Here is a 25,171-nt window from a genome sequence, read left to right on the forward strand (position 1 = left end):
ATATATTAAACCTTAGCTTACACTTTAACGAAACATTAACCTATTAAGTTCACACTTGTGACCGACTGGACCAACCCCTGGCTGATGGCTGCTCTGGCGCTGCTTTTGCTGGCACTGGGTGCTTGGCTGCTGCATGCCTGGCAGATTCGGCAACAGCGTGAGCGGCGCCGTATTCCGAAACACTGGCCCTTGGGCACTCGCGCCTTGACCAACAGCGAGGAGCTCCGGGTCTGGCACTGGTTGTGTCGGGCTTTTTACGACCACCACGTCATGATCAAGCTGCCGGTGACGCGCTTTACGCTGCCGCGCCAGCGCGAGCAAAGCATGCATTGGTACCAGTTGCTCGGCAGCGTGTACTGCACCTTCACCATTTGCACGGCCAACGGTCGGGTGCTTGCCTGTCTGGACCTTGTGGGGCCGTCCGGCCTGCCGCGCGGCACGCGCGCGCTCAAGCAATCCCTGCTGGCGCAGTGTGGTCTGCCCTACAAGGTGGTGCAAGCCGATCACCTGCCCTCCGCGGCCGAGATCCGCTTTCAGTTTCTTGGAGAGTCACCTTCCAACCAGGCCATGCGTGAACGCGAACAGGAAGAACGAGCCATGATCGCCGCGCAGGCCAAGCTGCGCACGGTGCTGACGCGCCAGCGCAACAAGCGCGGCCAAAGCGACTTCAGCCCACTGTCGAACTGGCCGCACAGCGCCGGCGGCGGCCTACGCAGCGATCTGGATTCGCAGTGGCAGGATGACAACTCTTTTTTGCTGCCGCTGGACAGCCGCAAGGGCGAGCTGCGCTGACGCTGGCTGGCGTGGGCGTGCATCCATCGAATGACACCAATGCGTGTGGATCTGCGCCAACGCGGCAGCAGAAAGTCATCTCAATGCTGACCAGGAGCTGTTGCCAAGCCGATGCTCATAAGCCAAACTAACAGCCGGCGGGCGCTGGCATTTTCTGCGTCAAACCGGCCACCTCGGCGGCGCTGAGCCAGCGCCACTGCCCCGGCAGCAGATCGGCCGGCAAGTCCACGCGGCCAATCGACGAGCGGTGCAAGCCCTCGACCCGGTTGCCCACCGCCGCCAGCATGCGCTTGACCTGGTGGTATTTGCCCTCGGTCAAGGTCAGTTGCATTTGATTTTCTGCCAGCGCCTGACAGGCGGCGGCCCGCACCGGCCGGGGGTCATCGTCGAGCACCACGCCCTGCAACAGACGCGAGATCATGCGCTCATCGAGCGCGTGCTTGAGGCGAACCTGATACACCTTGGCCACATGGTGGCGCGGCGAGGTCAGGCGGTGGATGAAGGCGCCATCGTCTGACAGCAGCAGCAAGCCGGTGCTGTCCTGATCGAGTCGACCCACCGCCTGCACCCCGGCGGCCGCCGCCCCGCCGCGTCTGCGCAGCGGCGCCGGCAGCAAGGTGTAAATGCTGGGGTAGGCAGCGGGCTTTTGCGAGCACTCGAAACCGGCCGGCTTGTGCAGCATCAGATAGGCCAGCGCGTAGTAGCGCCAGCTTTGGCCTTGCACATGAAACAGCAGCTCGCGTTCGTCAAAAACGGCGCCCGGGTTGTCACAAGGGGTCCGTTCAGGTCCGACCTGCACCAGGCCCTGCTGCACCAGACCGCAGCACACGCGGCGCGTGCCAAAACCTTGCGAAAAAAGCATGTCTTGCAATTCCATCATGATCGGCCGATTGTCGCTGCCAGCGAGCAAGGCCCCACAGCCCACGCGCGACCTGGTATGCCGCTCAAGGCGGTGGATCGGCCAGCAGGCAAGCCTCTGCCACCTGCAGCTCGTTGTCGCGCGCAAAGTTCAGACAAAATTCCCAGGCCATGGGATGGGCCTGCTGCAAATCGACGTGCAACACCACGCACTTGACGCCGTTGATGGTGTTGGGCACGCACCAGGGTGAATAACTCAGGTGACTGCCTGGCTGCGCACCGCCGGGCCGAAAGGGACTCATCACCCCGGCTAGGCGTTCGGCCCAGTCGCTCGGACGAAAGGCCCGCCCGCTGTGGGTGACGCCCTGAATAAAAATGTGCTTCGCCGTCGGCGCAGCCATCGGGGTAGCCATCGGATGGAGGTCCCTGAAGTGAAGGGTTTACAGCAAGGTCCGGCGGAGGATCGCTCCTCGGAATGCATAGTGTGTATTATATCTTATATAAGACTTGTCGATTGGGGTCAATCTGCCAAACCAGTCACGACCCGCCCGCTGGCGCCAGTTGCTGCGCCTAAAATGAGCGCAACCCCGCCCGCCCTTTTGACTTTACCCCCGGAGCCCTTGCATGACTGTAGCCCCAGCCCTTGCCGCCTCGCCGCACGTGATGAACACCTATGGCCGCCTGCCGATTGCGCTCTCGCACGGGCGCGGCTGCCGGGTCTGGGACGTCAATGGCAAGGAATACCTGGACGCGCTGGCCGGCATCGCTGTCAACACGCTGGGCCACAACCACCCCAAACTGGTGCCGGCGCTGCAACAGCAACTGGCCCAGATGATTCACTGCTGTAACTACTACCACGTGCCGGATCAGGAGCGGCTGGCGCAGATGCTGGTGCAGCGCTCGGGGCTGACGAATGTGTTTTTCTGCAACAGCGGCCTGGAAGCCAACGAGGCGGCGCTCAAGCTGGCGCGCAAATACGGGCACGACAAGGGCATCGAGCGGGCTCAGATCGTGGTGTGTGAAAAAGCCTTTCATGGCCGCTCCATCGCCACCTTGTCGGCCACTGGCAACCCCAAGGTGCAGGCCGGTTTTGGCCCGCTGGTGGAAGGCTTCATCCGGGTGCCGTTCAACGACCTGCAGGCACTGCAACACGCCAGCGCCGGTCGAGCCGACGTGGTGGCGGTGTTTTTCGAGACCATTCAGGGTGAGGGCGGCATCAATCCGATGCGCGCACAGTACCTGCGCGAGGTGCGCGCGCTGTGTGACGCCAACGATTGGCTGCTGATGATAGACGAGGTGCAGTGCGGCATGGGCCGCACCGGCAAGTGGTTTGCGCACCAGTGGGCCGGCATCTTGCCCGACGTGATGCCGCTGGCCAAGGGTCTGGGTTCTGGCGTGCCGGTCGGTGCGCTGGTGGCCGGGCCCAAGGCGGCGCACATTCTCCAACCCGGCAACCACGGCAGCACTTTTGGCGGCAACCCGCTGGCCATGCGCGCTGGCATTGAGACGATTCGCATCATCGAGGAAGACGGCCTGCTGGAGAACGCCGCGCGCGTCGGCGCGCAACTGCGCAGCACGCTGGAGCAGGCGCTGCTCGGGCGCGCTGGCGTGCGCGAAATTCGCGGCCAGGGCCTGATGATAGGCGTCGAACTCGAGCGGCCCTGCGGCGTGCTGACCCAGCGCGCCGTCGACGCGGGTTTGCTGATCTCGGTCACGGCCGACAGCGTGATCCGACTGGTGCCGCCGCTGATCCTGTCGTCCGAAGAGGCCGACGAAGTGGCCACGATCCTGCTACCGCTGGTGTTTGACTTTCTCTCCGAGTGATTCTTGCCATGCGCCTCAAACACTACCTGCAGTTCAAAGACCTGAGCGCCGCCGAGTACAGCTACCTGTTTGAACGCGCGGCCCTGATCAAGAAAAAATTCAAGACCTACGAAAAGCACCACCCGCTGGCCGACCGCACGCTGGCGCTGATTTTCGAGAAGGCCAGCACGCGCACCCGTGTCAGCTTTGAGGCCGGCATGTACCAGTTGGGCGGCTCGGTGGTGCACCTGACCAGTGGCGACAGCCAGATGGGTCGCGCCGAACCGATCGCCGACAGCGCGCGCGTCATCAGCCGCATGGTCGATCTGGTGATGATTCGCACCTACGAGCAAAGCAAGCTCGAAGCCTTTGCCGCGCATTCGCGCGTACCCGTCATCAATGGTCTGACGAACGAATTCCACCCCTGCCAGATCCTGGCCGACATCTTCACCTACATCGAGCAGCGCGGCAGCATTCAAGGTCGGGTGGTGGCCTGGGTCGGTGACGGCAACAACATGGCCAACACCTGGCTGCAAGCGGCCGAGCTGCTGGGATTTACCGTGCATGTCAGCACCCCCAGCGGCTACGAAGTCAAGCCCGAGCTGGCCGGTATTGTCAACCCGGCCTGCTACCGGGTGTTCCAAGACCCGCACGCGGCCTGCGCGGGGGCCGATCTGGTGACCACCGACGTCTGGACCAGCATGGGTTTCGAGGCCGAAAACGAGGTGCGCCGGGCCGCTTTTGCGCGCTGGTGCGTGGACGCGGACATGCTGCGCGCGGCCCAGCCAAACGCCTTGTTCATGCACTGCCTGCCCGCGCACCGCGGCGAAGAGGTCAGCGCCGAGGTGCTAGACGGGCCGCAAAGCGTGGTCTGGGACGAGGCCGAAAATCGCATGCACGTGCAAAAAGCCTTGCTGGAATTTTTGCTGCTCGGGCAGCTCTGAACCCCCGTCGGCCTGCCCGCACTCGACACCCCAGGAGAACCCACATGCGACTGCTGATCCAAAGCTTGCAAAAATGCCTGGTCTGCCTGACCCTGCTGCTGGCAGCCGCGCTGCCCATCCAGGCCTTGGCGCAACCCACGGTAGCCGCCGCCGCCAGTTTGCGCTTTGCGCTGGAGGAAATCAGGGTGAATTTCGAGCGCGAAACCGGCCACCAGATCAGGCTGGTGTTCGGCTCCTCGGGTCACTTGTTTTCGCAGATCAACCAAGGCGCGCCGTTTCAGATGTTTCTGTCGGCCGACGAACATTTTGTCTTCAAGCTCGCCGACACCGGAAAAACCCAGGATCGCGGTCTGTTGTATGCCGTCGGCCGCATCGGCATCATGGTGCCGCACGGCTCCGCGCTCAAGGCCGACGCACAGTTGCAAGACCTCAGAGCGGCACTGCAGGATGGCCGGGTGCAGAAATTCGCCATTGCCAACCCGGCGCACGCGCCCTACGGCATGCGCGCACGCGAAGCGCTGCAACACGCCGGCCTGTGGGAGGCTATCGGCCCGCGGCTGGTGCTGGGAGAAAACGTGGCGCAGGCGGCACAATTCGCCACTTCGGGCGCAGCGCAAGGCGGCATCATCGGCCAGTCGCTGGCGACGCTGCCTGCGCTGGCGCAACTGGGCCACTTCGTCCTCATTCCCGAGCACTGGCATCAGCCGCTGCGCCAGCGCATGGTATTGATGCAAGGCGCATCGGCGCCGGTGCAAGCCTTCTACCTCTACATGAGCAGCCCGGCGGCGCAGGCCATCATGGAGCGAAACGGCTTTAACGTGCCCAGGCCGTAAGCGGCGCCACCCGCATGGACTGGACCGCCCTCTTCCTCTCGCTCGAGTTGGCCCTGGTCACGCTGGTGGTGCTGCTGCCGCTGGGTCTGTTCCTGGGGCGCTGGCTGGCGTACACCCAGTTTTCCGGCAAACCCTGGATCGAAGCGCTGGTGATGCTGCCGCTGGTGCTGCCGCCCACCGTGCTGGGCTACTACCTGCTGGTGAGCCTGGGCGGCAATTCGCCGATCGGCCGCTGGATGCACGACACCCTGGGCGTGCGGCTGACCTTCAACTTCACCGGCTTGCTGCTGGCTTCGGTGGTGTTCAACATTCCCTTCATCGTGCAGCCGATCCAGCGCGCCTTTGAATCCATACCGCGCCAGCTCAGCGAGGCGGCGGCGGTCTGCGGTCTGGGCTGGTGGCGCACCCTGCTCAAGGTCGAATTGCCGCTGGCCTGGCCCGGCATTCTGTCGGGCATGGTGCTGACCTTCGTTCACACGCTGGGCGAATTCGGTGTCGTTTTGATGGTCGGCGGCAGCATTCCGGGTGAGACCAAGACGATTGCGATCTCGATTTACGACAAGGTGCAAAGCTTCGATCTGCAAGCGGCGCATCAGATGTCGCTGCTGCTGCTGGTGCTGTCCATGCTGGCGGTGGCGTTTTCCTTCTTTGCCACGGCGCGGCTGAGCCGCCGGCCGCGCGCGCCATGAGCCAGCCAAGCCCGAACGCCTCTTTGCGGGTCCACATCGACCAGCAACGCCCGATGCGGCTGGCCGGCACACTGCACTGCGCGCCGGGGCAAATGGTGGCGCTGGTCGGCCCGTCCGGCGCAGGCAAAACCTCGTTGCTGCGCTGCATCGCCGGCCTGATGCGGCCACAGAACGCCAGCATCCACATCGCGGCCGACTGCTGGTGCGATTCGGTTCGTGGCGTGTTCGTGCCACCGCAGCAGCGCAACGTCGGCCTGGTGTTTCAAGACTACGCGCTGATGCCGCACCTGGACGCGCTGGGCAACGTGGCGCTGCCGCTGCGCAGCCCCGACCGGCTGGTGCGCGCGCGCGCCATGCTGGCACGCGTGGGCCTGACGCCCGAGCAAATGCAGCGCCGCCCGGCCCAGCTCTCCGGCGGCCAGCAGCAGCGCGTGGCGGTGGCACGCGCGCTGGTGCGCGAACCCGCCGTGCTGCTGCTCGACGAGCCGTTTTCCGCCGTCGATCAAATGACCCGTCAGACCCTCTACACCTTGCTGGCCGAGCTGCGCGAAGACATTGCGGTGCCTATGGTACTGGTCACGCACGACATGAATGAAGCGCGTTTGCTGGCCGACGAATTGGTGGTGATGGCCGAGGGCGTGGTGCTGCAACAAGGCCGGGCCGACGCCATTCACCGCGCGCCGCGCAACGCCCGCGTGGCCGACATCGTCGGCATTGCCAACCGGTTCGAAGGCGTGTGGGAAGGCCCCGACGCCAGCAGCAGCCCCGGCCAGGGCTGGCTGCGCTGGGGCCAGGGCGAGCAGGCCTTGCGGCTGCCGGTACGCGACAAACGCCGCATCGAACCCGGCCAGCCCGTGGCCTGGGTGGTGGCTGCGCACGGGCTGCAGATCGACAGCGACGCGGCGCCAGACCCCAACCAACAAGCCAGCGCGCTGCATCTGCCCGCCACCGTCTTGTCGCTGCGCCACCTGGGCGAGGTCTGGATGCTGCGGCTGCAGTGCCAAAGCGGCCCGCAGGCGGTGTTTCGGCTGATGCTGACCGGCCAACAGGCGCAAGCGCTCACACCCGGCCAGACGCTGGCGCTGCGGCTCGACCTGGAACTGCTGCACATCATGCCGATCCGCAGCGCCAGCAGCACCTTGACGCCGAAACCGCAACGCTGAGAGCCCCGCACCCGCCGCGCGCGGCGCCGGCCGCACTCAGCCCGACGCCAAGGGGTCGGGCGGCCCCTGATACAGCCATTCGTTGTCAAGCAGCCGCTCACCCAGCACGAGCATGGCGGTGTTGCGGCCCCAGCGCAGCAGGCCGCTGGCGTGAAAAATAGTGCCGTTGCGCTGCGAACGATTTTGCACCCGGGCATTGCGCTGCCAGCGGGTCAAGGCGTAGCGCGCCAGCAGCGCCGGCCAGTCTGGCACTGCCTGGGCCGGCGCGGCTTGCCGCAGCCGACCCAATGTCCAGGCGTCTTCCAGCGCCATCGCCGCGCCTTGCGCCAGGTAGGGCCGCAGCGGATGCGCTGCATCTCCCAGCAGAGCCACCCGGCCCTGCGCGTGCTCGTGCGGTCCACGCAGCGGCGCGCGGTCGTTCAAGGGCCAGAGCTTCCACTGTGCCGCTGCGTCCAGCATGGCCTGCAGCTCGGCGCAAACCGGGCCGAGCGCGCGCTTGAGGTCCCCCGCGTGGGCCTCGTGGCTCCAGCTCTGCGGGTCGGCCCCAGGCGGACCACCGTGACCCTGCCCGAGCACGCCGTGCACCACCGCCACCAGGTTGAACCACTGGCCTTGCCGCACCGGGTAATGCACCACGTGCAGGCGCGGCCCGAGCCAGACGGTAACGGCCTTGTGGCACAGGGTGCGGGGCAGATCGGCGCTGCGCACCAGGCCCCGATAGGCCAGGTGGCCGCTGTGGCGCAGCGGCTGTACGCCCAACAACTGCTCGCGCACCCGGCTGTACAGGCCGTCACAGCCGATCAAGGCCGCCCCGCTGACGCTGGAGCCGTTTTCCAGCGTCACCTGCACCGCGCTCGGACCCGCTTGATAGGCCAGCACGCGCGCGTCCAGCCGCAACCGAACCCCGGCCTGGCGCTGCAGCGCCGTCAGCAACAAGCCGTGCAGGTCGGCGCGGTGCAAAGTGGCGTAGGGCTGGCCGTAGCGGGCCAGGGCCATGGCGCCCAGGCGCAGTCGGCCCAGGCGCTTGGCGCTGTGCGCATCGCGCACCAGCACCTCGTCGGGAAAGGCGGCGCAAGCCTGCAAGTCTTCCAGCAAGCCCCAGTCGTCGAGCACGCGCACCGCGTTCGGCCCGAGCTGCAAACCGGCGCCGACTTCGGCGAACGCGCTGGCCTGCTCCAGCAACTCGACCGCCACCCCGGCGCGCGCCAGCGCCAGCGCGCAGGCCAGCCCCCCTATGCCACCCCCGGCCACCAGAACGTGATCTTTCATGAGGCAGCATTGTGCCGCCTGCGTGACAGCGCAAATTGATGCAACTCAGCAAACGGGTCCAAAGCGAATCATGCAGTGCCGGCCTGCTCATTCAAAAACAATTTCGGCCCGCTGCTGATGCGCCTGCGCCGCCCAGCTCGCCAGTGCGGCATCGGTCGGAAAGAAGTTCGCGCGCTCGTCGAGCTGCAGTTCACATTGCGCGTCGGCCAGGCGCAAGACCAGGCGCACCGGCAGGCCGCGCACCAACTCGCCCTGCTCGGTCAGCTCGCGCCGGGGTGGATGTTCGCGCACCAGCGCGGCCACCGGGAGTGGCTGGCCGCAGACCGCCACCCGCAGGTATTTGCCAAAGCGGCAACGTGCCGTCGGCAAGTCCCAGAGCTGCTGAATCTTCAGGCGCAGCCCGCCGGAGAAACGATCTGGCTGCGCCAGCGCTTGCACGATGACGAGTTCGTCGTCCTGAAACAGGTGGCGCTGGCGCTGGATCAACTGCTCGTCGGCACTGGCTTCCAGCACGGCGCTCTTGTCGTCGAGCTTGAACAACGCGAGTTTGCCGCGCTGGGCGTTGATGAGGCGCAAGTCGCCCACGATGCCAGCCAGCAACACCGGCTCGCGGCTCTCGACCACCTCGGCCAGCGGCGTGCGAACGAAGCGCCGCAGCTCGCTTTCGACCTCGTCGAACAAATGACCAGAAAAATAAAAGCCGATCGCCGACTTCTCCATGCCCAGACGCTCTTTCACGCCCCAAGGCAGCGCGTCTATCAGTTGCGGCTCCTGCGTACTCGAGCCGTGAGCAGCGTCTTGCGCATCCTCGTCCAGCAGGTCGAACAGCCCGCCCTGGTTGGCGTTGGCCGCGCTGGCGGCGGCAAAATCGAAGGCACGCTCGACCGACGCCAGCAGGGCGGCGCGGTTGCGCTGCAGCGTGTCGAAGGCGCCGGCCTTGATCAAGGCTTCGACGCTGCGCTTGTTCAGCCGCGCGCGGTCGACGCGCAGACAGAAATCGAACAGGCTCTTGAACGGTCCGGCGTCAGCGCCCCTGGGGCCCTCGCCGCGGCCTTGACGCGCGGCAACGATGGCCTCGATCGCCTGCTGCCCGGTGCCCTTGATGGCGCCCAGACCGTAACGAATCGACTGCGCGCTGATCGGCTCGAAGCGATAACCACCGCGGTTCACGTCGGGCGCCTCGAACGCCAGGCCCATTTTCTGCGCGTCCTCGAACAACACCTTGAGCTTGTCGGTGTCGTCCATCTCCACCGTCAGGTTGGCGCAGAAAAACTCGGCCGTGTAATGCACCTTGAGCCAGGCGGTGTGATAGGCCAGCAAGGAGTAGGCAGCGGCATGCGACTTGTTGAAACCGTAGCCGGCAAACTTCTCCATCAGATCGAAAATCTCGTCCGCCTTGGTCTGGTCGATCTGCTTCTTGGCTGCCCCGGCGCGAAAAATGGCGCGCTGCTGGGCCATTTCATCGGCGTTCTTTTTGCCCATGGCCCGGCGCAGCATGTCGGCGCCACCGAGCGAGTAGCCGCCCAGCAACTGCGCCGTCTGCATCACCTGTTCCTGGTAAACCATGATGCCGTAAGTCTCGGACAGCACCTCGGCCACCAGCGGGTGCGGGTATTCGATCACCTCGCGCCCGTGCTTGCGCGCCACGAAGCTGGGAATGAGGTCCATCGGGCCGGGCCGGTACAGCGCGTTGAGGGCGATCAGGTCTTCCAGCCGGCTGGGTTTGGCGTCTTTGAGCATGCCCTGCATGCCGCGGCTTTCAAACTGGAACACGGCTTCGGTCTGGCCGCGCGTGAACAAGGCGTAGACCCGCGGGTCATCCAGCGGCAGGTTTTCATAGCAAAAATCTTGCTGGCCCGGGTGGCGCGTGCGTATGAGTTCGCGCGCGATCTCCAAAATGGTCAGCGTGGCCAAGCCCAGAAAGTCGAACTTGACCAGGCCAATCGCTTCCACATCGTCCTTGTCGTACTGGCTCACCGCAGCGTCGCTGCCGGGCTGGGCGTAGAGCGGGCAAAAATCGGTCAGCTTGCCCGGCGCGATCAACACCCCGCCGGCGTGCATGCCGACGTTGCGCGTCAGACCTTCGAGTTTTTGCGCCAGTTCGATCAGGGTCTTGACGTCGTCTTCTTTCTGAATGCGCTCGGCCAGCAGCGGCTCCAGCTCGATGGCGTAGTTGTTTTTGTCGCCTGCCGGCTTCGGACTGGGCGGGTACTGCAGCGTCACCGACACGCCCGGCTTGTTCGGAATCAGCTTGGAGATGCCGTCGCAAAAGCCATAGGAAAAATCGAGCACGCGACCGACGTCGCGAATCGCCGCGCGCGCCGCCATGGTGCCAAAGGTGACGATCTGGCTCACCGCCTCCTTGCCGTACTTGTGTTTGACGTAGTCGATCACGCGGTCGCGGTTGGCCTGACAGAAGTCGATGTCGAAGTCGGGCATAGAGACCCGTTCCGGATTCAGAAAACGCTCGAACAGCAGCTTGTACTGCAGCGGATCGAGGTCGGTGATATTCAGCACATAAGCCACCAGCGAACCGGCGCCCGAGCCGCGCCCCGGCCCCACCGGGCAGCCGTTGTTCTTGGCCCAGTTGATGAAGTCGCTGACGATCAGGAAATAGCCCGGAAACCCCATTTTCAGGATGGTTTCGATCTCGAACTCGAGCCGCTGCACGTAGTGCGCGCGCTGCTGCGCGCGCTGCGCCGCGTCGGGGTAGCGCTGGCGCAGCCGCTGCTCCAGTCCGGCGTAGGAAGATTGGCGAAAGAAGTCAGCCATCGGCATCGACACGCCGTCGATCAGCGGGGTGGGGAAATGCGGCAGTTGCGGCTGGCCCAGCACCAGCGTGAGGTTGCAGCGCTTGCCGATCTCCAGCGTGTTCGCCAGCGCCGTCGGCAGGTCGGCAAACAGCGCTTGCATCTGCGCTGCCGATTTGAAATACTGCTCGCGCGTGAAGCGGCGCAGGCGCCGCTTGTTGCCCAGAATTTCACCGTCGGCGATGCACACGCGCGCCTCATGCGCTTCGTAGTCGTCCGCTCGCAAAAATTGCAGCGGCTGCGTCGCCACCACCGGCAAGCCCAGCCGGGCGGCCAGTTGCACCGTCGCCGCCACGTGGCGCTCGTCGTCGGCGCGGCCAGCGCGTTGCAGCTCCAGATAAAACCGGTGCGCAAACAGGCTGCCGAGTTGCAACGCCAGGTCGGCGGCGCGCTGCCCGTCACCGTGCAACAGCGCCTGCCCCACCGGGCCAGCCTGCGCGCCCGAGAGTAGCAGCAGACCGGCGTTGTGCCGCTCCAGCCAGGCGCGCTCCAGTGCAACCGGGCTGCGCCCGTCGCTGCCGGTCCAGGCGCGCGTGAGCAGCTCGCACAAATTGAGGTAGCCCTGCTGGTTTTGTACCAGCAGCAACACACGCGGCATGCCGTTGTGCGGGTGGCCGGGTACGGCGTGCGGCGTTTGCGCCGCAAAGCCTTGCAACACCACCTCGGCACCGAGCAGCGGTTTGAGGCCACGCGCGCGCGCTGCCTTGTAAAACTTGACCGCGCCAAACAGGTTGTTCAAGTCGGTGATGGCCAGCGCGGGCTGGCCGTCGGCAGCGGCGGCGTCCAGCACCTCGTCGATCCGGTTGCAGCCGTCGACGACGGAGAACTCGGTGTGCAAACGCAGATGAATGAATGAAGATGAGGCTGACAGCATGAATGGGTATCCATTTTTCAAAACAGCCCGCCCGCGCCGGGCGGCAGCGCCTTGCCCGGATCAAGGCAGCAAGGACAGCGCCTGCAGGTAGCGCGGGCTGCGCATCAAATCGTCCCAGGCCCATGCCGTGCCGCTGGGCAACAAGGCGCTGCGGCGCTGCTCGCTGGCCGGATGGGCCTGCCAGCGCCCTTGCCTATGGGCCAGGCTCAGGCCGTCTATCAGTGCGTCAATCGGCGCGCCTGCGTCCACTTGGCATTGGTTGCACAACAGCACCAGGTCGCAGCCGGCGGCCAGCGCGGCCAGCGCGGCTTCGGTGTGGCTGAGCGCGCGGCCTTCGATCTGACGCGCACCGGCCATGCTCAGGTCGTCGCTGAAAATGGCGCCGGTAAAACCGAGCCGATGACGCAGGATATCGTTCAACCAGCGCGACGAAAAGCCCGCCGCCCGTGCATCGACCTGCGGGTAGATGACGTGCGCCGGCATCACGCTGTCCAGGCTGTTGCTGAGCCAGCCGTAGGGGGCGGCGTCTTGCGCCAAAATGGCTTCCAGGCTGCGCGGGTCCACCGGCACGTCAAGGTGCGAGTCGGCCTGGACAAAGCCATGCCCCGGAAAGTGCTTGCCGCAGTTGCGCATGCCGCTTTGCAGCAGGCCGTGCAGCAGAGCCCGGGCCAGCAGCGTGGTGACGCGCGCGTCGGCCGAAAAGGCGCGGTCGCCAATCACACGGCTGCTGCCGTGGTCCAGATCAAGCACCGGGGTGAAGCTGAAATCGACCCCACAGGCGCGCAGCTCGGCGCCGAGCACATAGCCCACGGCGCTAGCGGCCTGGCAGGCCAGCACGGCGGCTTCGCTTTCCAAGCCGGCCTGGCCGCCAAACCAGCGCTGACCCAGGGCGCGCATGGGCGGCAGGTGGGTAAAGCCGTCGCTGCGAAAGCGCTGCACGCGCCCGCCTTCGTGGTCGACGGCAATCAGCAGGTCGGGGCGCACTTGCTTGATCTGGCGGCACAACTGGCTGAGCTGGGCGCGCTTGTGCCAGTTGCGAGAAAACAAAATCACGCCGCCGACCAGCGGGTGCGCCAGGCGCCGTTCGTCGTTCCCGTCCAGAGCGGTGCCGGCGACGTCGATGATCAAAACTGCGGGCAGGCTCATGCTTTTTCCACCACCACGAAGCTGGTGGCGTAATCGGTTTCATCGCTGACGCTGACGTGCGCGCGCAACCCTCTTGCTTCGAACCAGTCTTTCAGACCCCGGTGCAGCACGAGGACGGGCTGGCCACTGGGGAGCTTGTCGATCTCGCAGTCGCGCCAGGTCATGGGACTGCGCAGCCCCAGGCCAATGGCCTTGCTGAACGCTTCCTTGGCGCTAAAGCGCGTTCCCAGGTAGCGCACGCCGCGCTCGGGCCAGCGCGCGCTGCGCTGGCGCCAGGTGATCAGTTCGCTTTGGCCCAGCACTTTTTCAGCCAGACGCTCGCCGTGCCGCTCCAGGCTGGCGCGGATGCGGCGCAGGTCGCACACGTCGGTGCCTATGCCGTAAATCATGGGTCTTGTGCGACAGCAATGCAGCGCAGGTAGTCGGCCACCGTGGCCGCGTAGCCCCGTTCGAGCGCGTCGGCCACCAGCGCGTGACCGATCGAGACCTCGCGCAGGCCCGGTACGGCGCGCAAAAGGGCGCTCAGGTTGTCGCGGTTGAGGTCGTGGCCGGCGTTGACCTCCAGCCCCGCGTCCTGCGCGGCCTGCGCGGCGGCTCGGTAACGCTGCAACTGCGCGTTGCGCTGCGGCGTGTGCCAGGCGGCGGCGTAGGGCTCGGTGTAGAGCTCGACGCGCTCGGCGCCGAGCGCGCGCGCGGCCGCCATGGGCTGCGGGTCGGCGTCCATGAACAGGCTCACGCGCGCGCCCAGCGCCTGCGCCTGCGCGATCAGCGGGCGCAGCAGGTCGGCGTCGGCGGGCAGGTTCCAGCCGTGGTCGCTGGTGAACTGGCCCACGCTGTCGGGCACGAAGGTGAGTTGCTGCAGCGGCAGGCCGCGCCGTTTGAGCTCGCGTGCGACGTCCAGCAGGTTATGCGTCGGGTTGCCTTCAATGTTGAACTCGCGCTCCGGCCAGTCCAGCAGCAACTCGCCCAGTTCGAACACGTCGGACGTTCGCACGTGGCGCTGGTCTGGCCGCGGGTGCAGCGTAATACCGTGCGCACCGGCTTGCAGGCACTGCGTGGCCGCGCGCGTGAGCGAGGGAATGCCCAACTGGCGCGCGTTGCGCAGCAGCGCCACTTTGTTGAGGTTGACCGACAAGGCGGTGTGCGGGACGCGGGGGACTGAGGCCACGGTCATGATGAGAAAGTGTCAAACAAAGAAACGGGATTGGTCTGGGTGACTGGCCCAGCCAGCGCGCGCGGCCGGCTCAAAGCCTGCACATCAAGCATCAATTGTCGGGTTTTGAATACCCGCACGCCGCCATGGTGGTGCAGCAGGGCGCGCAGTTGCGCCTGCAACACCCACAGGGCGGGCGCGCAGGCGCGCAAGGTGGCAATGAACGGGGCCGGTTCGTCCAGCGCGGCTTGCAGCGCCAGCCAGTGTGCGCCCGCGGGCGCCGGCCCATCGCTGGCAGTTGCCAAGCGCAAACCGTGTTCGGGCAGCAGCACGTAGGGCGCCTGCGGATCGAGCGCGGCCAGCGTGGAGCCCTCGTGCGCCAGATCCGGCAGCAGGCCCGTCTGACGCAACAACAGCAGCTCGAAGGCGCGCAAAATGGCTTGCTGCGCGTCGGCGCGCTCGGCCAGCAGTTGCACGGCGCGGGCGAAATGGTCAAACAGGCGCGGGTGCGGGTCGTCGCGCGCCAGCAAGCGCAGCAGCAGTTCGTTCAAATAACTGCCCGACAACAGCGCCTCGCCGCTGGGCATGACGTGGCCGCCCTGCCACTGGGCGGCCTTGAGGGTGCGCACCTCGGTCTGCCCGCCCCAGCTCAGCAGCAGCGGCTGCAGCGGCAGCAGCACCGGACGAAACTGCGAGGTGGGCCGCTTGACGCCCTTGGCGAGCAGGGCCAGGCGGCCGTGCTGGCGGCTGAACACCTCCAGAATCAGGCTGGACTCGCTCCAGTCGTAGCGGTGCAGGACGAAAGCGGGTTCTTCGTTGGCCCGTTTGCTCATTGCTGAAAAGTGTCCTGCCGCCGGGCCGCCCCAAGGCAGGCAAGCCCCCTCGGGGGGCGGCGACCCGCGAAGCGGTGGAGCGTGGGGGCACTATTCATAACCGAACGAGCGCACCCGCGCAGCGTCGTCGGCCCAGCCCGAACGCACCTTGACCCACAGCTCCAAAAACACCTTGCAGTCCCAGAGCTTCTCCAGCTCCAGGCGCGCTTCGGTGCCGATGCGCTTGAGTTTTTCACCGCCCTCGCCGATCACCATGCCCTTGTGGCCTTCGCGTTCGACCACGATGGTGGCGGCGATGCGCTTGAGCGCACCGTCTTGTTCAAACTTGTCGATCACAACAGTGGACGTGTAGGGCAACTCGTCGCCGGTGAGGCGAAACAACTTTTCCCGCACCATTTCGCTCGCCATGAAGCGCTCGCTGCGGTCGGTCAGCGCCTCGCAGTCGTGCATCCAGGGCTGCTGCGGCAGGTATTTTTCGCAAATGGCGAACAAGCGCTCGATGTCGCGCGGGCTCTTGGCCGACATAGGCACGAATTCGGCAAAGGGGTGACGTTCCTGCATGGCGCGCAGCCAGGGCGCGAGTTCGCCACGGCGGCGCACCAGATCGAACTTGTTGGCCAGCAACAGCGCCGGAATGTGGCGCGGCAGCAGGTCGAGCACCTGGGCGTCGGCCGCCGTGAAGTAACCGGCCTCGACCACGAACAGGATCAGATCGACCTCGGCCACGGTGCCGAGCACGGTTTTGTTGAGCGCGCGGTTCAGCGCGTTGCCGTGCCGGGTCTGAAATCCCGGCGTGTCGACAAAGACAAACTGGTTCGGCCCCAGCGTGCGATAACCAGTGATGCGGTGGCGCGTGGTCTGCGCCTTGCGCGAGGTGATGCTGACTTTTTGACCCACCAGCGCGTTCAGCAAGGTGGACTTGCCGACGTTGGGTTTGCCGACGATGGCGACTAGGCCGCAGCGCTGTTGCGCTGGATCGATGGGCGCGGGAGCCTCGGGCGCGCTGGCTTGATGCGTGGCTTCAGCATCTGTAGCGGCGTCTGCGGCGTCTGCGCCCTGGCCTAGGGCGCGTGCCAGCATGGCGTCGAGCTCGGGGTTGGCCTGGGTGGGCACAACGGGAATGGGGGTGGACGCAGGGTCGGCTTGGCGGGGCATGGTAGGCTGAAAATGGCGGCCAGGAGGCACGCACTGGTGGGTTGAAAAGGCGCCCGAACGCAGGTGATTCAGGCCTTGCCGGCAGCAACCGACGCACCGAGCTGTTGCAACAGGGCAGCAGCGGCGGCCTGCTCGGCGGCACGGCGCGAAGCGCCCAGGCCGCGCTGGCTGCAAGCGATCTCGGCTACGCAGCATTCGACGTCGAAGGTCTGCTGATGCGCGTCCCCCCGCGTGGTCACCACGCGGTAGACCGGCAGCTTCATTTTGCGCCCCTGCAGCCACTCTTGCAATTCGGTTTTCGGGTCTTTGCCCAGGGCTCCCATCTGGCCATCGAGCACGGTGTCGCCGTACAGGCGCCGCACCAGCGCAGCGGCGGCATCGAAACCGGCGTCGAGGTAGACCGCACCCAAAATGGCTTCGAGTGCGTCGGCCAGAATGGACGGACGCTGCTGACCGCCCGAGCGCTTTTCGCCCTCGCCCAGGCGCAGGCACGCGGGCAGCCCGAGTCGGCTGGCGATCTCAACCAGGCTGTCTTGCTTGACCAGGTTGGCGCGTACGCGCGAGAGGTCGCCCTCGGGCAGTTGACCGAGCTTTTCAAACAACAGGGCCGAGACGGCCAGGCCCAGCACCGAATCTCCCAGAAATTCCAGCCGTTCGTTGTGGTCGGCGGCGAAGCTGCGGTGGGTGAGTGCACGCAGCAGCAGGCGCGGCTGCGCAAAATCGTGCCGCAAGCGCTGTTGCAGCGCGAGAAAATCAGCCGACAACACAGTTGTCGCTTGGGAGGCTGTGGACCGAAAAGAAGACGACATCAGCGCGAGCTGCCGCTGTACTTGAGCAGCAGATAAGCCGGCCCGAGCAGGTGAATTTCACGCTGGTAGGCGAAGGAAACCACCACCCGCTCACCTTGCTTGACCACCTCCAGATCGCGGCCGGAGACGCTTTCGATGCGGTCAATCTGCGCGGCGCGGTCGAAAAGGCCGCGCACCTCGGTCACGGTGCTGCCGGTAGAGGCTTTTTGCACCGCTTTCTTGACCAGCGTGTATTCGATGTAGGTGGGTACCGCCTGTGCCAGCAGCACGCCGACCAAGGCCAGCACGACCGCCGTCACCAGCAGTCCCAGGAAGGTCAGACCGCGTTGTTGCCGTTTGCCTTGCATGATTTCCATCTTTCCACCGTGCAGGATGACTTCACTCGAACCGGCCAATGCGGCTCAGATCGCCAAAGTTCATCCAGACAAAAAAGGCTTTTCCGACGATATTGGCTTCGGGGACGAAGCCCCAGAAGCGCGAATCGAGCGAATTGTCCCGATTGTCGCCCAGCACGAAAAAATGCCCCGACGGCACGGTGCAGCTGACGCCTTCGATGGTGTAGCTGCATAGATCGCGGTAGGCAAAATCGGTAGCACCGGCAATGAAGGCCGGGCGGTCGTCGTCGTTGAGGATGCCAAAGTGGCGCCCCTGGAGCGTCTCGGTGTACTGGCGCGAATGGCGCAAGGTGTCGGGGTCAAAAAAATCGGGCTCGGCGCTGCGCGGCACCAACTCGCCGTTGATGCTCAGCCGTTTGTTCAAGTAGGAAACCTGGTCGCCCGGCACGGCCACCACGCGCTTGATGTAGTCCAGACTGGGTTGCGGCGGAAAGCGAAACACCATCACGTCGCCGCGCTGCGGCTGCTGGTTGGCCAGCAGCTTGTGGTGGAACACCGGCAGGCGCACGCCATAGTGAAATTTGTTGACCAAAATCAGGTCGCCCACGTGCAAGGTCGGGATCATGGAGCCGGAGGGTATCTTGAACGGCTCAAAAAGAAACGAGCGCAGCACGAACACCGCCAAAATGACCGGAAACAGACCGGCGGTCCAGTCCAGCCACCAGGGCTGGCGCAGCAGTTGCTGCCGAGCCGGCTCGACGTCGTCCAGGCTCTGGCCGAAGCCCTGCTTTTCCAGCGCCGCCAGGCGCGCCTTGTGCTCGTCGAGCAGGCGCTGGGCGGCGCGTTTGCGCTGCGGCCAGAACCAGAATTTCTCGGCCAGCCAGTACAGGCCCGTGACCCCGGTGGCCAGCATCAGCAACAGCGCGAAGTTGCCTTGCACCGCGCCGCCGTACCAGGCCAGCGCGTAGACCGCAAAGGCCGTCAAAACCGCCGCCGTGAACCCGCTCATGGTGTTGTGCATCAGTCTTGCACCTGCAAAATCGCCAGAAAAGCCTCTTGCGGCACCTCGACCGAACCAATCTGTTTCATGCGCTTCTTGCCTGCTTTCTGTTTTTCGAGGAGTTTGCGTTTGCGGCTGATGTCGCCGCCGTAGCATTTTGCCAGCACGTTCTTGCGCAGGGCCTTGATGGTCTCGCGCGCGATCACGTTGCCGCCAATGGCGGCCTGGATCGCCACGTCGAACTGCTGGCGGCTGATGATTTCGCGCATCTTGGCCACCACCGCGCGCCCCCGGTACTGCGACTGACTGCGGTGCACGATGATGGACAGCGCATCGACCTTCTCGCCGTTGAGCAAGATGTCCACCTTCACCACATCGGCCGCGCGGTACTCCTTGAACTCATAGTCCATCGAGGCGTAACCGCGGCTGACCGATTTGAGCTTGTCGAAGAAATCCAGCACGATTTCGCCCAGCGGCATGTCGTAGGTCAGCATGACCTGCTTGCCGTGGTAGGCCATGTTCTGTTGCATGCCACGCTTCTGGTTGGCCAGCGTCATGACCGCGCCCACGTACTCCTGCGGCATATAGAGGTGCACCGTCACGATGGGCTCGCGAATCTCCTCCAGCCGCCCCTGCTCGGGCATCTTGGACGGGTTCTCGACCAAGATGACCTCGCCGTCGGGTTTGGCCACCTGGTAGACCACGCTGGGCGCGGTGGTGATCAGGTCCTGGTCGAACTCGCGCTCCAGCCGCTCCTGCACGATCTCCATGTGCAGCAAGCCCAGGAAACCGCAGCGAAAACCGAAACCCAGCGCCTGCGATACCTCGGGCTCGTACATCAGCGCGGCGTCGTTGAGCTTGAGTTTTTCCAGCGCATCGCGCAGCGCGTCGTATTCGCTGGCCTCGGTCGGGTACAGGCCGGCAAACACCTGGGGCTGCACTTCCTTGAAGCCGGGCAGCGCTTCAGTGGCAGGCCCCAGGTTGTTGGGCAGCTTCTTTTCCAGCGTGATGGTGTCGCCCACCTTGGCGGCCTGCAATTCCTTGATGCCGGCAATGATGTAGCCCACCTCGCCCGCCTCCAGCGACTCGCGCGCTTCGTTGGCCGGTGTGAACACGCCCAGGCTGTCGGCGTTGTAGACCGTTTCGGTCGCCATCATCTTGAAGCGCTCGCCCTTGAGCAGGTGGCCGTCGACCACGCGCACCAGCATCACCACGCCCACATAGGCGTCGTACCAGCTGTCCACGATCATGGCGCGCAGCGGCGCATCGGCTTTGCCTTGGGGCGCCGGGATGCGCGCCACCACCGCTTCCAGAATGTCTTCCACGCCCATGCCGGTCTTGGCCGAACACGGTATGGCGTCGGTCGCGTCGATGCCGATCACGTCCTCGATCTCGGCCTTGGCGTTGTCCGGGTCGGCGTTGGGCAGGTCCATCTTGTTGAGCACCGGCAGCACCTCCACGCCCAGGTCGAGCGCGGTGTAGCAGTTCGCCACCGTCTGCGCCTCCACGCCCTGGCTGGCGTCCACCACCAGCAGCGCGCCTTCGCAGGCGCTGAGCGATCGGCTCACCTCATAAGAAAAGTCCACGTGCCCGGGCGTGTCGATCAGGTTCAGGTTGTAGACCTGGCCGTCGCGCGCTTTGTACTGCAGCGCAGCGGTCTGCGCCTTGATGGTGATGCCGCGCTCTTTCTCGATGTCCATCGAATCGAGCACCTGCTCGCTCATCTCACGATCAGACAGACCACCGCAGCGGGAAATGATGCGATCGGCCAGCGTGGACTTGCCGTGGTCTATGTGCGCGATGATGGAAAAATTGCGGATGTGGTTCATCAGGGGAAGCAGCTCAAACACAGGGGCAGACCCGCTGCGTCAGAGACAGCGGGTCTGCAAAAAAAAGGCGCGTCACTCGCCGACGCGCCCGCAAGCAACAGATCAGAGGGCAGGCTGGCCTGCAACGCCTGCGATTTTATCGAATCGACAGGGTGAATTCAGATTTCAGCAAGGTTCAGCGTGACGGCCGGATCACCGCGAACTGGGCCATATCCCCACGACGAAACAGCACATGAACCGGTCGTGTGCGATCCAGGCGCGCCAGCACCGTCTCCAACGCCCTCAGGTTGGATGTTTCAAAATGGGCCAAGGCCACAATCACGTCGCCTTCGCGCAAGCCGGCGCGCGCGGCAGCACCCTCGACCGCCGCAATGCGCACACCGCCGCGCAAGCTCATCTCGGCCAACTGTGCCGGCGTCAGATCGGCCAGCGTCAGCCCCAGCGCCTGGGCCGGGCCGCCTGCCTGCGGCCGCGGACTCTCGGGAGCGGCCGCACGGGGCGCCGCGCGGGGTGGTTCGAGGTCTGCCACAGTCAGGGTCAACTCGCGCTGCGTGCCACGGCGAAACACCGTGATGCGGCTCACGGTCCCCGGCCGGGTGTTGGCCACCAGACGCGGCAGATCGATCGACTGCCTGATGTCCTGAGCGTCAAAGCGCACGATGATGTCGCCCGGCTCGACGCCGCCGCGGGCTGCCGGCGAATCGACCTCGACCGAGCGCACCAGAGCGCCTCTGGGTTCGCCCAGTCCGATCGCCTCGGCCACTTCGCGGCTGACCTCGCCGATCTGCACGCCAATACGTCCGCGCGTCACGCGCCCGGTGGTGCGCAACTGTTCGGCCACATGGGCAGCCTCGTCGATCGGGATGGCAAACGAAATGCCCTGAAATCCGCCCGAGCGCGAATAAATCTGGCTGTTGATGCCGACCACCTCGCCGCGCATATTGATCAGCGGGCCGCCCGAGTTGCCGGGGTTGATCGCCACGTCGGTCTGGATGAAGCGCAAAAAGTCGCCGGTGTCGCGCTTCTTGGCACTGACGATGCCGGCGGTGACGGTGTTTTCCAGGCCGAACGGCGAACCAATCGCCAATACCCAATCGCCGACTCGCAAGCGGTTGACGTCACCGATTCTGACCGGGCTCAGACCGGTGGCCTCGATCTTGATCACGGCGACGTCGGTGCGCCGATCGGCGCCAACGACGCGGGCTTTGAACTCGCGCTGGTCGACCAAGGTCACCAGCAGTTCGTCGGCGCCTTCGACCACGTGCGCGTTGGTCATGATGAAGCCGTCGGCACTCAAAATGAAGCCGGAGCCGACCCCGCTCGGGCGCAGTTGGTCCGCTGGTTCGCCCGGCGGCTGGGGGCTGCGCGGCAGCACGCCAGGCGGAATTGGAATGCCGAAACGACGAAAAAACTCCAGCATCTGCTCATCCGGCCCAAAGCCGGGAGCGCGCCTGCCGGGCGCGCGCTCGAGCGTGCGGATATTGACCACCGAGGGACCGACTTGATCGACCAGGTCGGCAAAATCAGGCAAGCCGCGCGCCGCCGGCAAGGCCATGGGCGCAGCCGCAGCCTGGGCGGGCGTCTGAGCCGAGAGCGGCTGGTGAACCCACAAGGCCAGCAACCCGGCTGCACCCACGACGGCCGCCGCCGACAAGGCCCACAAAGTCTTGAATGTCTGTTGCTTCGAAGTCATGAAAATCCTCTCGTGCATAACAGCGGCGTTGTCCGCCAAGCCAAGGCCGCAAGCAGCGTTCAGCGCGTGCGCTCGAGCACCTGCGCAAAACGGCGCAGGGTTGATACGGGAACCTCTCCCACCGCAGTCAGCCAATGCTGGCCGACGCGGCGCGTCAGCGAATGCGTGGCACCGATCACGACCGAGTGCTCGCGGCTGTGGCGCTGCGCGTCAAACGGTTCGACAAACAGCGAAACCGAAGCCAGACCGTCGGAAAATACCCATTGCATGGCAGCCGAGGCGCCGGGCAAGGACGGCGCGGCGTCGCCGACGTAGCAACCGATGGGCTGAAAGCCCGGCACCGCTTCGCGCAGACGCCAGCCCTCTTTCTCGGGCGTGGTTTTCTTGAGCGTCGGGCGGCGCACATCGTAGCCCTTGGTGTCACCCATCATGCGGATGAGCTGATCCATGCGCACCGGTGCGTCCAACTGAAGCTCAGAAAAAGCCATTTGCTCCAGCACCGCGCCCTGCTCGCCCAGCGTCTGCAATTTCACCACCAGGCCGGTTCTCCTCTCAGACCAGATGCGGTAGCCAAAGCGCAGCGCATCCCTGGGCCGGATTTCAACCACGTCAGCCAGATGGCCGGCGACGCGCTCGACGCCGTCTTCGCGCACGGTGTAGAAATCAGAAACGGCATTGCCGGGCAGGCGCAGAAAGTCTGGAAACTGTCCGAGCGATTCACGCCGTTCGACCCAGGCGATTTTGGTTTCCGGCGAAAAAGTGATGACTTCGCTGTTGCGGCGAATGGTGGTGCGCGGTGCGCCGGTGAGGGTGTCGACACGCTCGACCTGCTGCACGCCGTCGCTCACGTGCCAGATGCGCGAAGCCGACATCGCCGTACCGACCGACACCACCAGGGTGCCGGTGTAGGCGCGTTCGCGCGAGGCCTCGTGCATGCGCACGAGCCAATCGGTGACGCTGCGCGGCGCCGCCACTGCCCCAGCCTGGGTTTGCGCCTGCAGCGGCGCCGCAAAACCGAGCAGCAAGACGAGCAAGACGGCCAGCGGCCAAGACAGAGTGGCACGACAGGTCAAAGTCAAACCTCCTGGCAGATCAACGCAGCGAAACGCTGTAAGTCGCGTTGCGCAAGAAGCCAGCCGGCATTTGCAGCGCCGACATGCCGCCGTGCTGGCGGTGTTGTGCCAGCAGGGCTTCGAGTTGGGCATCACGCAGCACCGGGCCTTGCGCCGAGCCCACCACGACCACCACCGGCGTGCCGTCCGTCGCGACACCGAGCTGGCGCTGGCCATGTTCAGGCAAAGCACCGACCGACGCCAGTTGCGGGCCGCCGGCAGCGGGACCGGATGCAGCGCCAGACAAACCCTGCAGCATCGACCAGCTCACCGCCAACACCGCCGTCAGCGACGCCACCCCGCTGAGCAGCTTCCAGCGAAAAATCGAGTCATTGGCAGCGCCCTCACCGGGCTGCCGCACCAAGGCCGGCGCCAGGGCCAGCAGCGGTTCGTCCGCTGCTGGCGCCTGCAAGCGCGCATGAAATCCGGCCAGAAAATCCTGCGGAGTCTGCCTGGGCACAACAGGGGCGGCGCCGCGCAAGGCGTCGCTGATCACGTGATAGACGTTCCAGGACGCTCGCCCTTTTTGACTGAAATCGTCTTGCGCGAGCAAGCGCTCGACTTCGTGCGCCGTCAACTCACCATCGAGCAAGGCCGACCACTCTGCGGCCTGATCGATCGCAGACGTCGGCGCATGGGCCGGATCCGACCCCGCGCCAGCCCCGGTTGCGCGGGCCGATAAAGGGTTTTGTGTCTGGACGGCGTTCATGTTTGACTTTCAGTTTTCAGACTCCCGCCACCTCTTGCGACTGAGGCAACGGATATGACATCTACCATCTTTTCCCTGACTGGCGCTCCAACATCGGCTTGATGCGCTGAGAAATCGCCTCGCGGGCCCGAAAAATGCGTGAGCGCACCGTGCCGATGGGGCAGTCCAGCGCCTGCGCGATCTCTTCGTAGCTCAGACCCTCAATTTCGCGCAAGGTGATCGCCATGCGCAACTCGTGCGGCAGCGCGTCCACTGCTTCGTTGACGGCTTGGGCGATTTCCTTGCCAGCCAGTATCGACTCGGGCGTCTCGGTGTCGGCCACTTGCGCATTTAGTTCGCGCTCGAAGCCGGAAGTTTCATCGTCGTCACCCGTTTTCATCTGCGACTGATAAACCAGCGGGTCGCGCTTGAGCTCGAGCAACTGCTTTTTGGCCGTGTTGACCGCAATCCGATACAGCCAGGTATAGAACTGCGCATCGCCGCGAAATTGCGCCAGCGCGCGGTAAGCGCGAATAAAAGTCTCTTGGGCGATGTCTTGCACCAGGTCGCTGTCGCGCACCATGCGGCCAATCAGGCGCTCGACCCGGCGCTGGTATTTGATGACTAACAAGTCAAACGCGCGCGACTCGCCCGCCAAAGTGCGCTGCACCAGCATGACATCGCTATCAGGTGGTGGCGGGGCGGTGTGTTCATCTGGTGTCATGCGCGCGAGGACTATAACCCACTCCAAAATACCGGCTGGCGGCTCATTACTGCTTCGGCCCAGTGAAGCATCAACCGTTCGCCCTGAGCCTGTCCTGAGCCTGTCGAAGAACTCTGCCCGAACGGAACATCCGCCGCCACGGCGCAGGCGCGTTGATTTACTTATGCAAGCGGCGGCCCCTGTGCGGGATGCGGGCGCTGTGCCAGCAGTGCGCGGCGCAGATCACTCCAGCGCGCCGGATCGCTGGCGCGTTCGACCCAGACCCAGCTGCCGCTCTGGTCCGACCGGTGCAGGCGCAGCAGCGCCCGGCTCTGCAAATCAAGCACCAGTTGCACCCGCTGCAAAGCCATGTCGTCCTGCTCGGCAACGCCCAGCCAGCGCCAGCCGCAGCCAGGAACTGACGCGCCGGCGCTGGCCTGCGCATCCCAATGCAACTGCCCCACAGGGGACTGGCGCCAACTGCGCCAAGCCAGCCCGGCCCAGGCCAGCCACAGCGCCAGCCCGGCCAGGCTGCTACCGAGCCGGCCGTGCGCTGGCGGCGCCAGCGTCCAGAACAGAAGAATGAGCAGTCCGAGAGCAGCGAGCAGGCCCAGCAGACCGGCATAAAAAAGGCACGGCCGCACCGGGTAGCGCACCGATGGCGCCGCTCGCATGGCCTC

General features: G+C 65.3%; 24 protein-coding genes. 6 read left to right on the forward strand and 18 right to left on the reverse strand.

Annotated elements, in window-relative coordinates:
• The first annotated feature begins 57 nt into the window (after positions 1–57).
• Positions 58–792: a DUF2726 domain-containing protein gene (locus tag EST26_RS05120; protein WP_291065845.1), complete on the forward strand. Its 735-nt coding sequence runs from the start codon at positions 58–60 to the stop codon at positions 790–792.
• Positions 793–919: 127 nt separating this feature from the next.
• Here EST26_RS05120 and EST26_RS05125 read toward each other — a convergent pair whose 3' ends face one another.
• Positions 920–1,669 (reverse strand): 16S rRNA pseudouridine(516) synthase, encoded by a 750-nt coding sequence (locus tag EST26_RS05125; RefSeq protein WP_291065846.1) that lies wholly within the window; start codon positions 1,667–1,669, stop codon positions 920–922.
• Between the two features lie 67 nt (positions 1,670–1,736).
• On the reverse strand, positions 1,737–2,051 hold the full coding sequence (locus EST26_RS05130; protein WP_291066063.1) for a DUF3579 domain-containing protein: 315 nt from the start codon (positions 2,049–2,051) through the stop codon (positions 1,737–1,739).
• 223 nt (positions 2,052–2,274) lie between these two features.
• Here EST26_RS05130 and EST26_RS05135 point away from each other — a divergent pair, with 223 nt between their 5' ends.
• From EST26_RS05135 to EST26_RS05155, 5 genes are read left to right on the forward strand one after another with little or no spacing between them, the layout of a single operon-like run.
• A complete protein-coding gene (locus tag EST26_RS05135) occupies positions 2,275–3,474 on the forward strand; it encodes an aspartate aminotransferase family protein (protein WP_291065847.1) in 1,200 nt (399 codons plus the stop codon).
• A gap of 8 nt (positions 3,475–3,482) precedes the next feature.
• Positions 3,483–4,397 carry an ornithine carbamoyltransferase gene (gene argF, locus EST26_RS05140; RefSeq protein ID WP_291065849.1) on the forward strand — a complete coding sequence of 305 codons (915 nt, stop codon included), beginning with the start codon at positions 3,483–3,485 and terminating at the stop codon, positions 4,395–4,397.
• Positions 4,398–4,441: 44 nt separating this feature from the next.
• A complete protein-coding gene (gene modA / locus EST26_RS05145) occupies positions 4,442–5,230 on the forward strand; it encodes a molybdate ABC transporter substrate-binding protein (RefSeq protein ID WP_291065851.1) in 789 nt (262 codons plus the stop codon).
• A gap of 14 nt (positions 5,231–5,244) precedes the next feature.
• Complete coding sequence (modB, locus tag EST26_RS05150; protein ID WP_291065853.1) at positions 5,245–5,919, forward strand: molybdate ABC transporter permease subunit; 675 nt, start codon at positions 5,245–5,247, stop codon at positions 5,917–5,919.
• Positions 5,916–7,082 (forward strand): ABC transporter ATP-binding protein, encoded by a 1,167-nt coding sequence (locus EST26_RS05155; protein ID WP_291065855.1) that lies wholly within the window; start codon positions 5,916–5,918, stop codon positions 7,080–7,082. Before modB ends, EST26_RS05155 begins: the two co-directional genes overlap by 4 nt.
• A gap of 36 nt (positions 7,083–7,118) precedes the next feature.
• Here EST26_RS05155 and EST26_RS05160 read toward each other — a convergent pair whose 3' ends face one another.
• The 16 genes from EST26_RS05160 to EST26_RS05235 all read right to left on the reverse strand — a co-directional run bounded on the left by EST26_RS05160 (position 7,119) and on the right by EST26_RS05235 (position 25,165).
• Positions 7,119–8,351: an FAD-dependent monooxygenase gene (locus EST26_RS05160; RefSeq protein ID WP_291065858.1), complete on the reverse strand. Its 1,233-nt coding sequence runs from the start codon at positions 8,349–8,351 to the stop codon at positions 7,119–7,121.
• A gap of 87 nt (positions 8,352–8,438) precedes the next feature.
• Positions 8,439–12,035 carry a DNA polymerase III subunit alpha gene (gene dnaE, locus EST26_RS05165; RefSeq protein WP_291065861.1) on the reverse strand — a complete coding sequence of 1,199 codons (3,597 nt, stop codon included), beginning with the start codon at positions 12,033–12,035 and terminating at the stop codon, positions 8,439–8,441.
• A gap of 60 nt (positions 12,036–12,095) precedes the next feature.
• Entirely contained in the window at positions 12,096–13,181 is a 1,086-nt protein-coding gene (gene nagZ, locus EST26_RS05170; RefSeq protein ID WP_291065862.1) for a beta-N-acetylhexosaminidase, read from the reverse strand.
• Positions 13,178–13,570, reverse strand: a complete 393-nt coding sequence (acpS, locus tag EST26_RS05175) for a holo-ACP synthase (protein ID WP_291065864.1) — start codon at positions 13,568–13,570, stop codon at positions 13,178–13,180. Before acpS ends, nagZ begins: the two co-directional genes overlap by 4 nt.
• On the reverse strand, positions 13,567–14,349 hold the full coding sequence (locus EST26_RS05180) for a pyridoxine 5'-phosphate synthase (protein ID WP_291065866.1): 783 nt from the start codon (positions 14,347–14,349) through the stop codon (positions 13,567–13,569). The genes acpS and EST26_RS05180 overlap by 4 nt, the downstream gene beginning before the upstream one ends.
• Positions 14,350–14,351: 2 nt before the next feature.
• Complete coding sequence (gene recO / locus EST26_RS05185; protein WP_291065868.1) at positions 14,352–15,167, reverse strand: DNA repair protein RecO; 816 nt, start codon at positions 15,165–15,167, stop codon at positions 14,352–14,354.
• Between the two features lie 90 nt (positions 15,168–15,257).
• Complete coding sequence (era, locus tag EST26_RS05190; RefSeq protein WP_291065870.1) at positions 15,258–16,322, reverse strand: GTPase Era; 1,065 nt, start codon at positions 16,320–16,322, stop codon at positions 15,258–15,260.
• 68 nt (positions 16,323–16,390) lie between these two features.
• The gene (gene rnc, locus EST26_RS05195) at positions 16,391–17,086 is read right to left on the reverse strand and encodes a ribonuclease III (RefSeq protein WP_291065873.1); all 696 of its coding nucleotides are present in this window, start codon (positions 17,084–17,086) and stop codon (positions 16,391–16,393) included.
• Positions 17,087–17,130: 44 nt separating this feature from the next.
• The gene (locus EST26_RS05200; protein WP_366474375.1) at positions 17,131–17,487 is read right to left on the reverse strand and encodes a DUF4845 domain-containing protein; all 357 of its coding nucleotides are present in this window, start codon (positions 17,485–17,487) and stop codon (positions 17,131–17,133) included.
• Positions 17,488–17,509: 22 nt separating this feature from the next.
• The gene (lepB, locus tag EST26_RS05205; protein WP_291065874.1) at positions 17,510–18,475 is read right to left on the reverse strand and encodes a signal peptidase I; all 966 of its coding nucleotides are present in this window, start codon (positions 18,473–18,475) and stop codon (positions 17,510–17,512) included.
• Positions 18,476–18,486: 11 nt separating this feature from the next.
• Entirely contained in the window at positions 18,487–20,295 is a 1,809-nt protein-coding gene (gene lepA / locus EST26_RS05210; protein ID WP_291065876.1) for a translation elongation factor 4, read from the reverse strand.
• 175 nt (positions 20,296–20,470) lie between these two features.
• Positions 20,471–21,988 (reverse strand): Do family serine endopeptidase, encoded by a 1,518-nt coding sequence (locus tag EST26_RS05215; RefSeq protein WP_291065880.1) that lies wholly within the window; start codon positions 21,986–21,988, stop codon positions 20,471–20,473.
• A gap of 59 nt (positions 21,989–22,047) precedes the next feature.
• Positions 22,048–23,061 carry a MucB/RseB C-terminal domain-containing protein gene (locus tag EST26_RS05220; protein ID WP_291065882.1) on the reverse strand — a complete coding sequence of 338 codons (1,014 nt, stop codon included), beginning with the start codon at positions 23,059–23,061 and terminating at the stop codon, positions 22,048–22,050.
• Positions 23,062–23,080: 19 nt separating this feature from the next.
• Positions 23,081–23,809 carry a sigma-E factor negative regulatory protein gene (locus EST26_RS05225; protein WP_291065884.1) on the reverse strand — a complete coding sequence of 243 codons (729 nt, stop codon included), beginning with the start codon at positions 23,807–23,809 and terminating at the stop codon, positions 23,081–23,083.
• A gap of 61 nt (positions 23,810–23,870) precedes the next feature.
• On the reverse strand, positions 23,871–24,512 hold the full coding sequence (gene rpoE, locus EST26_RS05230; RefSeq protein WP_291065886.1) for an RNA polymerase sigma factor RpoE: 642 nt from the start codon (positions 24,510–24,512) through the stop codon (positions 23,871–23,873).
• Positions 24,513–24,673: 161 nt separating this feature from the next.
• On the reverse strand, positions 24,674–25,165 hold the full coding sequence (locus EST26_RS05235; protein WP_291065888.1) for a hypothetical protein: 492 nt from the start codon (positions 25,163–25,165) through the stop codon (positions 24,674–24,676).
• Between the last annotated feature and the right edge of the window lie 6 nt (positions 25,166–25,171).

It is taken from the genome of Hydrogenophaga sp. (assembly GCF_014773545.1).
Taxonomy (GTDB): Bacteria; Pseudomonadota; Gammaproteobacteria; order Burkholderiales; family Burkholderiaceae_C; genus Hydrogenophaga.